This is a genomic window from Thermobifida fusca YX, assembly GCF_000012405.1.
Classification (GTDB): Bacteria; Actinomycetota; Actinomycetes; order Streptosporangiales; family Streptosporangiaceae; genus Thermobifida; species Thermobifida fusca.
This window is the reverse complement of record NC_007333.1, coordinates 1,305,113-1,319,081: the sequence shown is the minus strand read 5'-3', so window position 1 is coordinate 1,319,081 and position 13,969 is coordinate 1,305,113. Positions and strand designations below refer to the sequence as shown.

The window sequence follows — 13,969 nt, the reverse complement described above, 5'->3', positions numbered from 1 at the left end:
GCACCAAACAACAACAGACGAAACAGAATGGGATTGACATAGTTTTCGTACATCATCTAAGTTCGCAGCAACGTAACTCCCCCGTTCCGGCCCCGCCCCCGCTCGCGTCCGCCCCCGCGTGTTGGAGCCCTCATGCCCTCCCCTGACCGAAAGCCCCGCCAGGTCACCCCCACCGAACTGCTCGACATCCGCGAAGCCGAGTGGCGGCCCCGCCTGGAGTCGCGCTCCCTCGTCAGCGAGACCGTGCTGCCCCAGAAACACCTGGACCAGGCCGCGGTCGCGCTCGGCCGCGTCCTCACCCAGGCCCTCGACCGGGGACGCGAGCCCCGTCTGCTCCGCTGGCCCGCCTGCGTGGCCGCCGTCACCGCCGGCATCGCCACCGCCCGCTACTCCCAGGGCGCGTTCTGGCCCGCACTGTGGGAGACCGCCCGCGTGCCCGCCGCCCGGCAGGACGCCGACACCTGGGGGAAGGCGTTCCTGGGCGCCCTGGACCGGCTGGGCCTGGACCCCTTCCCCGACGAGCACTTCCCCTACGTCACGCCGATCCTCATGCACGCGGGCATCCCCACCTACTGCCTGGGCGACGTGTTCACCCTGCTGCTGGAACGCAGCGTGCGCACCCCCGGCCTGGACGCCCCCGCCTTCCACCACTGGGCCGTGTCCGGACGGCACCGCCTCAACAGCCTCGACGTGCCCGCGCGGCGGTTCATCACCGAGGGCGGCGACTACGCCCTGGAGGTCGTCGACCGCTGCCTGGACCTGCTCGACCGGCTCCGTGACGACCCCGACGCCGACTGCCGGTCCGTGGGCCTGCCGCCGCGCTTCCTCGCCCCCGCCCGCGAGGCCCTGGAACGGGCCGCCGCGTCGGGGACCCCGGTCGCGCGCCCCGCCACCGGCGGCCCCCGGCGGCAGCAGGGCGCCCGGCCCCGGCTGCGCCTCGACCCCTACGCGCACGGCGTGCACGTCGCGCTGCCCGTCATCGGCGACAGCGACGACCACATCGTGCGCTGGCGCATCACCACCGACAGCGGCACGTACCAGGTGCGCGGCCACGGCCGGTGGGCCGCCGCCGCGGGCACCGCCTCCCCCACCCTGTTCCCGCTGCCCGCCCCCAGCCGCACCGTCCGCGTGGAACTCGGCGACACCGGCTTCACCGAACACCTGCCGCTGGTCGACCCCGAGGACCCGCTGCTCGTCTTCACCGACGACGGCGACCCGCTCGACCCCCGGCTCGCGCTGCCGCCCGGCCGCCTGTGGCTGCTGCACCCCGCCGACCGGGCCCTGCTGCGCTCCGGCGGCGACACCGGCGACGACCTGGTCGGCGACACCCCCTACGGCTGGGAGGGGTGGACACTGCTGCGGGTGACCCTGCGCCGCGGCGACCGGATCGGCCTGGAGGGCTGCCCCGAGCGCCTCGTGCACGGCCGCGCCCGCCCCCACCTCGACCAGTCCGCTCCCGTGCGGGGCGTGTCGACCACGTCCGGCTCCCCCGTCCACGCCGACCTGCCCGTGGTGGTGCTGCCCGACGCCGAGGGCGAGGCCGTGGACTGGCACATCGACGTGCTGCACGCCGACACCGGACGGCTGCTGGCCGGCGCCACCGGCCGCAGCGGGCAGCGCGTCAGCCCGCTGGAGGGCCTGCCCCGCCCCGTGCTCGGCTCGTTCCTGGTCACCGTGCGCGGCCCTCTCGGCCGCGGCCTGCGCCGCCACCTCACCGTCGCCGAAGGGCTCACCGCCCGCTACGAGCCCGCCTTCCGGGCGCTCACCCCCACCGGGCTGGAACCGGTGGACGCCGTCCTGGCCGGACCCGACGGGCTGGACGTCGAACCGGAGGCGCAGCGGCTCGGCTCCGGCGAGGCGACGCTCGCGGCGCGGCTGCGCACCGCCGCCGCCGAACTGGCCGTCACCGTCCGCCCGCCGCACCTGGCCGTACTGTGCACCGGCGACCCCAGCCCCCAGTGGCGGCCCCAGCCGCTGCGGCTGGCCACCGAGACCGTGACCGGGGTCGGCGACCTGCTGCTGCGCCTCCCCGAAGGCGAGGAGGACAGCGGGCTGCCCGGGCCGCTGTCGGTGATCTCCGGTGAGGACGTGGTGCAGCGGGTGGAACCCGCGGCGCACCGGGGCGGCGCCACCGTCCGCTACCCGATCGCCCAGATCGGCGACACCGCCGCCGCCCACCGGCACCTGCGGATCGCCGCCCCCTACCGGGACCGGGTCCTGCACGTCGCCGTGGTCAGCCCGCGCCGCCTGGCCACCGGGGCGCACCAGGAGGACGGCGCCGTCGTCCTGGCGGACTTCCCCGGCATGCCCGGGGTCGATGCCGCCCTCTACCCGCACCGCGCGCCGTGGCGGCCGCCCCGGGTGGTGCCGGTGTCCAAGGACGGCCGCATCGCCCTGCCCGAGGACCTGCGCGACGGCGGCCCGCTGGAGGTGCTGCTGGCCGTGGACGACCCGTGGTCGGCGGCGGAGTGGCCCGACTGGCCCGACCGGCGCGACGCCAACCGGCTCACCTGCCCCGCGCCCGGCGTCCCCGACTCCGACGACCCCGAGGAGGTGCTGCTCTCCCGGGTCCTCGCCGGGGAGGCCGACGCCGACCGGCTGCGCGGCACCGACGAGACCGCCGCCCGGCTGTGGCGGGTCGTGGGCCTGGCCGACCGGCTCGTCTCCGTCGGCGTGGACCGCGCCGCCGTCGACGCCTGTGCCCGCGCCCTCGGCGCACACCCCGTCACCGCGCTGCTCGCCCACGGCTCCGCCGGACTGGACCCCGCCGACAGCGTCCGCACCCTCATCGCCAGCGGCCTGGCCGCCGCACCCCAGCACGACCGGGTCACCGTGGACGAGGCGGTCCGGCTGTGGCAGCGGCTGCCCGCCGCGGCCGCCCTGGCCACCAGCGACCTGCTGCCCCGCATCCCCACCGACCCCGCCCGGCAGCGGCCCGAGCACGCCGAACTGCTGGAGGAGCTGGAGCACAGCTGCGGGCCCGCCGCCGCGCAACTGCTGGCCGGCGACGCCGACCCGCACGCCCGCGTCGGCCGCTTCGACGCCTCCGCCGAACACCTCGCCCGCATGCCCGAGGCTCAGGTCAGGGCCGCGTGGCGGGCCGCCGGAGTGGTGCCCCGGGCGCTGCTGGACGCCGACAACCGCTCCCAGGCCGCCCTCGCCCTGTTCGGGGTGCGCAACAGCACCGCGCTGCACAGGGTGCGCTCCCGGGCGGCCACCGTCCTGAAGCTGACCGCCGCGGTGTGCGACCGGCTCCCCGACGCTTACCGGACAGCGGCACGCGCCCTGATCGACAGCCGCCGCCCCGACCGGCCCGGGTCCTGGCGCGACCTGCCCGCCCTGTCCGCCGCGCTGGCCACCGCCGCCCGCCTGGCCGCCCGGGACGTGGACGACTGCCGACGGCTGGTGGAGCGCTACCGGCAGGAGTGGGCGGAACTGGCCGCCGCGGCCCCCGACCTCGCCGCCGTCGACCTCGTCCTCGCCGAACTCACCCTCGCCGGAACCGAACGCGCCCGACTGTTCAAGGAGCCGACCGCGTGACCACCACCCTGGACCCCATCGGCGTCAGCGCCCTGATCAGTGACAGCTACCGCCGCTACCTGCGCTCCCTGCTGCCGCTGCGCGACCGCGGACTCGCCGACGCCCTGGAGGAGCAGATCAGCAGCAGCCCGCTGCTGACCAAGGGGCCGCTGCTGGAGGCCACCCCGCCCTACCGGACCGGCGCCACCCCGCGCCAACTGGTCGCCGAAGGCGTGCTGTCGCCCTCCTTCGCCGCGCCCGGCGGCCCCGCGATCCACCTGGACCGCCCCCTCTACCTGCACCAGGAGCAGGCGATCCGCAAGGCCCGCGCCGGACGCAACCTGGTGGTGGCCACCGGCACCGGGTCGGGCAAGACCGAGAGCTTCCTGCTGCCCATCCTCAACGAGCTGGAGGAGCAGCACCGGCGCGGCGAGCTCGGGCCGGGCGTGCGCGCGCTGCTGCTGTACCCGATGAACGCGCTCGCCAACGACCAGCTCAAACGGCTGCGGGAACTGCTCTCCGGCAGCCCGCACATCACCTTCGGCCGCTACACCGGCGAGACCAAGGACAGCGACCGGCAGGCCCTCGACTCCTACCACCGCCTGCACGGCCAGCGCGACCCGCTGCCCAACGAGCTCATCAGCCGCGAGCAGATGCGGCGCAGGCCGCCGCACCTGCTGCTCACCAACTACGCGATGCTGGAGTACCTGCTGCTGCGCCCCGCCGACCTCGACCTGTTCGAGGGCGAGCACGCCGGGCACTGGCGGTTCGTCGCCCTGGACGAGGCGCACGTCTACGACGGGGCCAAGGCCGCCGAACTGGCGATGCTGCTGCGCCGCCTGCGCGACCGGGTCGCCCCCGGCCGCCGCCTGCAGTGCATCGCCACCAGCGCCACCGTCGGCGACGACCCGCAGGCGGTGATGACGTTCGCGTCCCGGCTGTTCTTCGACGCGCCGTTCGAGTGGGACGCGACCGACCCCGACCGGCAGGACCTGGTGACCGCCGCCCGCCGCACCGACGCCCCGGGCCGGCCGTGGGGGCCGCTGTCGGCCGCCGACTACGCGGCGATCGGCCGCGCCGCCGACCCCGGGGCCGAGCTCGTCGCCGCCGCCCGGCGGCACGGCGTCCCCGACGGCGACGCCTACCGGGTGCTCGCCGCCGAACAGCGCATGCGGAAACTGCGCGCCCTGCTCGCCGACGGCGGCCCGCAGCCGCTGGAGGACCTGGCCGTGCGGGTCTTCGCCGGAGAGCACGACGGCACCGTGCGGCCCGCCGCCGCGCTGGCCGCCCTGGTCGCCCTGGGCAGCCGGGTGCGCGACCCCGACGGCAACCCGCTGCTCTCCGCGCGCTACCACCTGTTCACCCGCGCCACCGAGGGCGCGTTCACCTGCCTGTCCGGGAAGGGGCCGCACGTCTGGCTCTCCCGCCACGAGCACTGCCTCGACTGCCACGCGCCCGCGTTCGAGCTCGCCGCCTGCAAACGCTGCGGCGACGCCTACCTGGTGGGCACCACGGCGGCCGAGGACGCGGCGGTCCGCTTCCTGCCCCAGCGCCGCCCCCAGGACCAGGTCCTGTGGCTGCACCTGGGCGACTCCCCGATCGCCGTCGACGACGATGACGACACCCTGGAGGAGCCCGTCGCGCGGACCACCCCCGAGGACGACCACCTGTGCGTCGGCTGCGGCGCGCTCGGCACCGCGGCGCGCGCCTGCGTCTCCGGCTGCCCGGGCCGTGCCGTGCGCGCGGTGCGGAAGCTGCGCAGCAGGAACGGCCGCCCCAGCGGCTGCCTGTCCTGCGGGGCGCGCGGCCTCGACACGGTGCGCCGCCTGGAGAGCGGCAACGAGGCCGCGGCGGCCGTGGTGGCGACCGCGCTCTACCAGGCGCTGCCCGAGGACGCCGACGCCGGGCGCGCCGACCGCCCCGGCGGGGGCCGCAAACTGCTCACGTTCAGCGACAGCCGCCAGGCCGCCGCGTTCTTCGCGCCCTACCTGGAGCACAGCTACTCGCTGCTGCAGCAGCGGCGGCTCATCCTCGAGGGGCTGGAGCACGGCTTCGACGCCGCCGACGACTTCCGGGTCGACGACCTGATCGGCCACACCGCGCGGCGGGCCGCGCGCGCCGGGAGCTTCGAGCGGCGCGTCTCCCGCCAGCGCCGGGAGCACGCCGCCGGCCTGTGGGTGATGCGGGAGCTCGTCGCCACCGACGACCGGCAGTCCCTGGAGGGGCGCGGCCTGCTGCGCGTCCGCATGGAACGCCCCGAGGGCGTGCGGCTGCCCCCGGCGCTGACCCGGATGCTCGGGCTGGACGAGGACGAGGCGTGGGACCTGCTCGGCGAGCTCGTGCGCACCCTGCGCCAGCAGGGCGCGCTGACCATGCCCGAGGGGGTGGCCCCCGACGACGAGGCGTTCGCGCCCCGGCGCGGCCCCGTCTACGTGCGGGAGAGCGGCCCCGCCCCCAAGCGGAAGGTGATCTCCTGGCTGCCCGGCCAGGCCAGCAACCGCCGCGTCGACTACCTGCGGCGGCTGCTGGACCGGCTCGGCGTCGCCGACCCCTCGCTCACCCCCGAGGACCTGCTGCGCGGCGCCTGGAAGCTGCTCACCGGGCTGGGCGGCGGGCGCGAGGGCGAGGGGTGGCTGTGCTCGGACAGCGACCGCGTCCTCGGCACGGTGTGGCGGGTCGACCACACCGCCCTGCTGCTGGCCCCCGTGGGCGCGCACGCCCCGCTCCACCAGTGCGACAGCTGCCGCCGCCTGCACCCGGTGTCGGTGCGCGGGGTGTGCCCCACCCTCAACTGCCCCGGCACGCTCCACCCGTTCACGCCGCCCGCCCCCGAGGCGGACGACGACCACTACCGGCGCCTCTACCGCAGCCTCAACCCGGTGGTGCTGCGCGCCCAGGAGCACACCGCGCAGTGGTCCACCGAGGAGGCCGCCCGCATCCAGGAGGACTTCGTCGAGGGCCGCGTCAACATGCTGTCCTGCTCCACCACCTTCGAGCTCGGCGTGGACGTGGGCGAGCTCCAGGCGGTGCTGCTGCACAACATGCCGCCCACCACCGCCAACTACGTGCAGCGCGCCGGACGCGCCGGGCGGCGCACCGACTCGGCCGCGCTGGTGGTCACGCACGCCCAGCGCCGCTCCCACGACCTGTTCCGCTACCAGGAGCCCGAGCAGATGATCGCCGGGCAGGTGCGCGCGCCCTACGTGCCGCTCGCCAACGAGCGCATCGCCCGCCGCCACGCCCACTCGGTGGCGCTGGCCGCGTTCTTCCGGCACTGGCACCGCGCCACCGGGGAGGCCTGGGCCACGGTCGGCGCGTTCTTCCTGCCCGGGGAGAACGGAGCACCCGCACCGGTGACCCGCGTGGCTGACTTCCTCACCCCGGTCCCTGAGGAGATCAGGGCCGCACTGCGGCGCATTCTGCCGAGCAACGTGGCCGCCGACATCGGGGTGGACGACGACCGGTGGGTTGCCGAACTGTGCGAACACTTGGAGCAGTTGCGTCTCGAAGTCGACCAGGACGTCGCCGACTTTGAACGCCGCCGCGTGGCAGCCTTTGAGAAACGCAACGACCTGCTGGCTGGGCGGTTCGGGAAGACCATCAACACCATCGTGCGCCGCTCGCTGCTCAGCTTCCTGGCGACCCGCAACGTGCTGCCCAAGTACGGATTCCCCGTCGACACCGTGGAACTGCGCACCCACCATGCCGAAGAGCCGGTGGGCAGCAAACTTGAGCTGGCCCGCGACCTCACCTCAGCGATCTACGAGTACGCGCCAGGCGTGGAGATCGTGGCGGGCAGCAGAAAATGGCAGTCAGGCGGGGTGTACCGGCTGCCCGGGCGGGAGCTGCGCCGCTTCTCCTACCGGGTGTGCGACACCTGCGGCTACTACGCGGAGAGCACGGAACGGCTCGCTGAAGTCTGTGCGGCCTGCGGGACCGCAGCCACCGGCACGCCCACCGAGTACTGCATTCCCGAGTTCGGTTTCGTGGCCCTGCCCAAGACGGAAGCCGCGGGCCTAACTCCGCCGCAGCGGTCCTGGCACGGCTCTACCCACGTGCTCCGGCTCGCGGTCGACCCCGTGGAACGACGGTGGCCGCTGCCCAGCGGAGGCGAAGTGGTGTGCCTGGCAGGCAGCCGCGGGGAACTCGTGGCGCTCTCCGAAGGGCCGTCTGGACGCGGATTCTGGATCTGTGAATGGTGCGGCTGGGGCGGCAGAGCAGCCCAGAAGCGTCCTAAAGAGCACACGCACCCGCTCAAAGGCATCCCGTGCACCGGCCCGCTCAGCCGCCTGTCCTTGGGGCACAAGTACGAAACCGACCTCGTGGACATCACCTTCCACGGGAAGCTGAACATCACCACAGCGTCGCCCCAGACCCGGTATTCGCTGCTGTACGCTCTGCTGGAAGGCGCGTCAGCCGCGTTGGAGATCAGCCGCGACGACATCGACGGCACCCTGTTCTTCCAGGCCGGGCAGACCACCAGCCTGGTGCTGTTCGACACGGTGCCTGGCGGGGCAGGCGGCGCCGTCCGGATTGCCACGCACTTCCGCGAAGTGCTGCTCGCCGCCCGGAAACGGGTGGAGAACTGCGAGTGCGGGGAAGAGACGTCCTGCTACGGGTGTCTGCGCACCTATCGCAACCAGACCCGCCACGACCTGCTGGTGCGCAGGGACGCGCTCGCCGCGCTGCACTCGCTGACCTGACCGGTCGGGGAGGGGGCACGGCCCCCGCGGAAACCCGTGTTCAGAGGGTTTCCGCGGGGGCCGTGCATGCCGTCACGACTCTGCGCGGAGAATCTCCAGCGACTTCGCCAAATCCTCCGGATACGAGCTGGTGAACTCCACCCGGCGGTACTGCGTGGGGTGGGTGAACGCCAACCGGATCGCGTGCAGCCACTGCCGGTGCACCCCCAGCCGCTCCGCCAACGTGGGATCCGCCCCGTACAGGGTGTCCCCCACGCACGGGTGGCGGATCGCCGACATGTGGACGCGGATCTGGTGGGTGCGGCCCGTCTCCAAGTCGATTTCCAGCAGGCTGGCCGCGCGGAACGCCTCCAACGTGGTGTAGTGGGTCACCGACGGGCGGCCGCCCGCCACCACCGCGAACCGGCCGTCCCCTGACGGGTGCCGGTCGATCGGCGCGTCGATCGTGCCGCGCAGCGGATCAGGGTGCCCCTGCACGAGCGCGTGGTAGACCTTCTCCACTGTGCGCTCCTTGAACGCGCGTTTCAGCGAGCTGTAGGCGATCTCGCTTTTCGCGACCACCATCAGCCCCGTGGTGTTGGCGTCCAAGCGGTGCACGATGCCCTGCCGTTCGGCGGCACCACTGGTCGCGACCGCGACCCCTGCGGCCAGCAGCCCGTCCACCACGGTCGGCCCCGACCAGCCGATCGTGGGGTGGGCGACCACGCCCGCGGGCTTGTCCACCACGACAATGTCGGCGTCCTCGTACACGATGCGCATCCCCGGCACCGGCTCGGGACGCGGCGCAGGGGGGTTCGGGGGCGGGGGCAGGGTGATGTCCAGCCACGCCCCGGCGTTCACCCGGTCGGACTTCGCTGCTGGCGCACCATCGACCAGCACATTGCCTTCAGCGATCAGCTCGGCTGCACGGGTCCGCGACAGGCCGAAGAGGCGGGCGATTGCCGTATCGAGCCGATCGCCTTCCAACCCGTCAGGTACCGGCATGCTCCGGTGATCACTCACGCTTCGTCTCCTCGCGTCGCACCGCGTTTGTCGTCTGTCTCGCGCGTGCCGTCAATGTTGATCCCACGGAAAGCCAACAGCACGGCGAGGACACCGCCGCACACGATCGCGGAGTCGGCGATGTTGAACACCGGCCAGTAGGGCACCTGAATCCAGTCCACGACGTGACCGTGCAACGGGGACGGCGGATGGAACAGCCGGTCCACCCACGTCCCTGGCGCGTCCGGACCCACGAGTGCCGCCGGTATCTCCCGAGTGTCGGGACGCCACACGCGGTCGATGAAATTGCCTATGGCGCCACTGAGGATCAACCCCAGCGACACCGCCCATCCGGCGCTGCGCAGCCGAGGTGCCGTCCACAGGATGGTGCCGATGACCGCCACCATGATCAGGCTGAACACCCAGGTCATCCCGGTACCGATGGAGAACGCTGCCCCCGGGTTGAACACGAGTGTCAGCTTGAGCAGGCCGCCGAGAAGCACGATCGGGTCGCGGGGGGAGAAGTACGCGAGCGCGATCTCCTTGGTGACGAAGTCGGCAACCAAGGGCCCGGCGGCAACCGCCAGCAGCAGCCCTATCCGGCGCGGGCGGTCCTGTGGGGACGCGTTCTCAGCCTCAGTACTCTCGATGCCCTGAGCGGGGTCGACGTCACTCAGCGGGAACTCCTCAACGTGGGATACGGCGTACCGCCGCCTCCGTGGTCTCGCGGCCGTCGGTGTTCCGTCCGCGTGGCGTGCGGGCCAGCCCTCATTCTATGCGCCAACCTGATTCCCTTATCTGGCTGCGCAGCGGCCGTTACTCTTCGACGTGCACGAACCCGCCGTATTCTTCGGCGAGCGCGGCAAGCCCTTCCTCATCCATGACGGCGGGAGCACCGTCCGGGCCGGTGCGGACTTCCACGATCCAGTCCACGTCTTCGGCGTCGTCTTCCCCCGCGTACATGTCCCGGTGCACGGTGCAGGGCGCGTACCCCTGCTCTTGCAACTGCTCGGCGAGTTCTTCCGCGGCGTCGCGTTCCGCCAGCGTCACCAGGACGGCTCCCTCGTGGGTCGCTCGGGTCACCGTTTCCTCCTCGGTCTCGCGGTTTTCGGCGCAAGTATGCCCCGGTCACGTTACAGCCGGAAAACGGCGGCCGGACGGTGCTGCTTCCTGGGATATCCTCAACCCAGCAAGGCGTTGATGGGGACGAGTACCGGCGGACACAGCCATGAGCGACCCGGGGACGGTGGAAGCCTGGGGGTATGACCGCACGGGAAGATCACCCCGGAGCCGCCGGAAGAACGGCGTCTGTGCGGACGCTCAGTAGAACCGGCCGATCAGCAACGAGTGGGGCGCGCGGCAGGACGACGGCCGCGCGGCCAAGGAGGGTGGTACCGCGGGGCGTCTGCCTCGTCCCTCCGTCAGGTGACCAGCACCCCTGATGGAAAGGTACGCCACGTGTCGAAGGAGTCGACTCGACCGTTCCCCACGCTTCCCGCCCAGATCGACCTGCCTGCGATGGAGCACGAGGTGCTGCGGCGGTGGGAAGAACACAAGATCTTCGAACGGTCCCTAGAGCAGACACAGGGCGGCCCGACCTGGGTGTTCTACGAGGGTCCCCCGACCGCGAACGGGACGCCCGGCGTGCACCACGTCGAGGCGCGCGTATTCAAGGACGTGTTCCCCCGGTTCAAGACGATGAAGGGGTTCTACGTCGAACGCAAGGCCGGGTGGGACTGCCACGGCCTGCCCGTTGAGGTCGCCGTCGAAAAAGAACTGGGGATCTCCGGCAAGAAGGACATCGAGGCGTTCGGGATCGCCGAGTTCAACGCCCGCTGCCGCGAGTCGGTGCTGCGGAACGTGGACGCGTTCACCGAGATGACGCGGCGCATGGGCTACTGGGTCAACATGGACGAGGCCTACCGCACCATGGACCGCGAATACGTGGAGTCGGTGTGGTGGGCGATCAAGCAGATCTGGGACAAGGGCCTGCTGGTTCAGGACTACCGGATCAGCCCGTACTGTCCGCGTTGCGGCACCACCCTGTCCGACCACGAGCTCGCGCAGGGCTATGAGACAGTCACCGACCCGTCGGTGTATGTGCGGTTCCCGCTGACGTCCGGCCCGCTCGCCGGGCAGGCCGCGCTGCTGGTGTGGACCACGACCCCGTGGACCCTGGTGTCCAACACGGCTGTGGCCGTGCACCCCGAGGTGGACTATGTGGTGGCCACGGACGGTTCTGAGCAGTTGGTCGTGGCCGAGCCGCTGGTGGGTGCGGCGCTGGGTGACGGCTGGACGCTGACCGGGCAGCGGTTCAAAGGCGCGGAGCTGGAACGCTGGACCTACCAGCGGCCGTTCGAGCTGGTGGAGTTCGACTCCCCCGCGCATTTCGTGGTGCTCGGCGACTATGTGACCGTCGAGGACGGTACCGGCCTGGTGCACCAGGCGCCCGCGTTCGGTGCGGACGACATGCAGGTCTGCCGCGCTTACGGGCTGCCCGTGGTCAACCCGGTGCGCAACGACGGCACGTTCGAGGAGCACCTGGACCTGGTGGGCGACGAGTTCTTCAAGACCGCGGACGCTGCCCTCGTGGCGGACCTGAAGGACCGCGGCCTGCTGTTCAAGCACCTCGACTACGAGCACAGCTATCCGCACTGCTGGCGTTGCCACACTCCGCTGATGTACTACGCGGTGCCGTCGTGGTACATCAAGACGACCGCGATCAAGGACCAGTTGCTGGCGGAGAACGCCAAGACCAACTGGGTTCCGGCGAACGTCAAGGACGGACGTTACGGGGAGTGGCTGCGCAACAACGTCGACTGGGCGCTGTCCCGCAGCCGCTACTGGGGCACACCGCTGCCGATCTGGGAGTTCCCGGACGGTCGGCGGATCTGTGTGGGCTCCTTGAAGGAGCTGAGCGAGCTGAGCGGGCAGGACTTGTCCGACCTGGACCCGCACCGCCCGTACGTGGACGACATCGTCATCCCCGACCCGGACGCGGACCCGTCGCTGCCGCTGGAGCAGCGGGTGGCCCGCCGGGTGCCGGAAGTCATCGACGTGTGGTTCGACTCCGGTGCGATGCCGTTCGCGCAGTGGGGTGCCCCGCACCGCAACCAGGAGAAGTTCGAAGCGAACTTCCCCGCCCAGTACATCTGCGAGGCGATCGACCAGACCCGCGGCTGGTTCTATTCGCTGATGGCGGTCAGCACGCTGGTCTTCGGCCGCTCCTCGTACGAGAACGTGGTCTGCCTGGGCCACATCCTCGCCGAAGACGGCCGCAAGATGAGCAAGCACCTGGGCAACATCCTGGAGCCGATCCCTGTCATGGACCGGCACGGCGCTGACGCGCTGCGCTGGTTCATGGCGGCCAGCGGTTCGCCGTGGATGCCGCGCCGGGTCGGGCACACGGTCCTGGAGGAGATTGTCCGCAAGGTCCTGCTCACCTACTACAACTCGGCGTCCTTCTTCACCTTGTACGCGGGTGCGGGCGACGGGTGGAGCCACGAGCAGTTGGCGGACGCGCCGGCGCCGCAGGACCGGCCGCTGCTGGACCGCTGGATCCTCTCCGAGCTGCACTCGCTGATCAAGACCGTGGACGACGCGTTGGAGCGGTTCGACACGGCGCTGGCGGGCCGGGCGTTGACCACGTTCATCGACGACCTGTCCAACTGGTATGTGCGCCGGTCGCGCCGCCGGTTCTGGGCGGGTGCGGGCACGCCTGAGGGGGCTGCGGCATTCGCCACCCTGTTCGAATGCTTGGAGACCCTCACCCTGCTGATGGCGCCGATCGTGCCGTTCATCACCGACCACGTGTGGCAGGCGCTGCGCCGTCCGGATGCTCCGGAGTCGGTGCACTTGGCGTCGTGGCCGAAGGCCGACGAGTCGCTGATCGACCCTGCGCTGTCGGAGCAGATGGCGCTGGTGCGCCGCCTGGTGGAGCTGGGCCGGGCGGCCCGGGTGGACTCGGGGCAGCGGGTCCGCCAGCCGCTGGCGCGGGCGCTCGTGGGTGCCCCGGGTTTTGCGGAGCTGCCGGAGCAGTTGCGCGCGCAGATCGCGGAAGAGCTCAACGTGGTGCAGCTCGACCCGCTGTCGGTGGTCGGCGGCGACCTGGTGGACTACTCGGTGAAGCCGAACTTCCGTGCCCTGGGCAAGCGGTTCGGCAAGACCACGCCGCGGGTCGCCCAGGCGATCCGGGAGGCCGACGCTAAGACGCTGGTGGAGCGGCTGCGCGCGGACAATGCGGCGACCGTGGACGTCGACGGGGAGCAGGTGGTGCTCTCCGCTGACGAAGTGGTGGTCACCGAGCAGCCGCGGGAAGGCTGGACGGTGGCGTCGGAGGCCGGTGAGACGGTGGCGTTGGACTTGGAGTTGACGCCGGAGCTGCGCCGGGCCGGTGTTGCCCGCGAGGTGATCCGTCTGGTGCAGGATGCGCGCAAGTCCAGCGGGTTGAACATCTCCGACCGTATCCACCTGTGGTGGTCGGCGACCGACGAGATGACAGCGCAGGCCATGGCTGAGCACGCGGAGGCGATCAGCAGCGAAGTGCTGGCGGTGTCCTTCACCGAGGGCACTGGCGACGCCGACGCCTACGAGGTCGTCTCGGAGGAGTTCGGGATCACCCTGCGGCTGCGGAAGGCCTAAGACACGTCGCACGGGGCCGTGGACCTTTCGGGTTCACGGCCCCGTTGTCGTGGAGTCGTTTCCTCAATCCGACCGTCGGCGGGCACCGCGGCCCCGGTGGGGATACTCGCGGGGGCGGGTGGGCC

6 protein-coding genes are annotated in these 13,969 nt (G+C 72.1%); 3 read left to right on the top strand and 3 right to left on the bottom strand.

Features of this window, described 5'->3' with window-relative positions:
* Window positions 1-132 precede the first annotated feature (132 nt).
* Entirely contained in the window at window positions 133-3,540 is a 3,408-nt protein-coding gene (locus tag TFU_RS05620; protein WP_011291572.1) for a hypothetical protein, read from the top strand.
* Entirely contained in the window at window positions 3,537-8,222 is a 4,686-nt protein-coding gene (locus TFU_RS05615; protein WP_011291571.1) for a DEAD/DEAH box helicase, read from the top strand. Before TFU_RS05620 ends, TFU_RS05615 begins: the two co-directional genes overlap by 4 nt.
* 72 nt (window positions 8,223-8,294) lie before the next feature.
* Here TFU_RS05615 and TFU_RS05610 read toward each other — a convergent pair whose 3' ends face one another.
* The 3 genes from TFU_RS05610 to TFU_RS05600 form a co-directional block, all read right to left on the bottom strand.
* Complete coding sequence (locus TFU_RS05610; protein ID WP_011291570.1) at window positions 8,295-9,224, bottom strand: RluA family pseudouridine synthase; 930 nt, start codon at window positions 9,222-9,224, stop codon at window positions 8,295-8,297.
* A complete protein-coding gene (locus TFU_RS05605) occupies window positions 9,221-9,769 on the bottom strand; it encodes a signal peptidase II (RefSeq protein ID WP_011291569.1) in 549 nt (182 codons plus the stop codon). The genes TFU_RS05610 and TFU_RS05605 overlap by 4 nt, the downstream gene beginning before the upstream one ends.
* A gap of 250 nt (window positions 9,770-10,019) precedes the next feature.
* Entirely contained in the window at window positions 10,020-10,286 is a 267-nt protein-coding gene (locus TFU_RS05600; protein WP_011291568.1) for a hypothetical protein, read from the bottom strand.
* 375 nt (window positions 10,287-10,661) lie between these two features.
* On the opposite strand from TFU_RS05600, the gene ileS reads away from it, so the two are divergent.
* A complete protein-coding gene (gene ileS, locus TFU_RS05595) occupies window positions 10,662-13,844 on the top strand; it encodes an isoleucine--tRNA ligase (RefSeq protein ID WP_011291567.1) in 3,183 nt (1,060 codons plus the stop codon).
* Window positions 13,845-13,969: the final 125 nt, after the last annotated feature.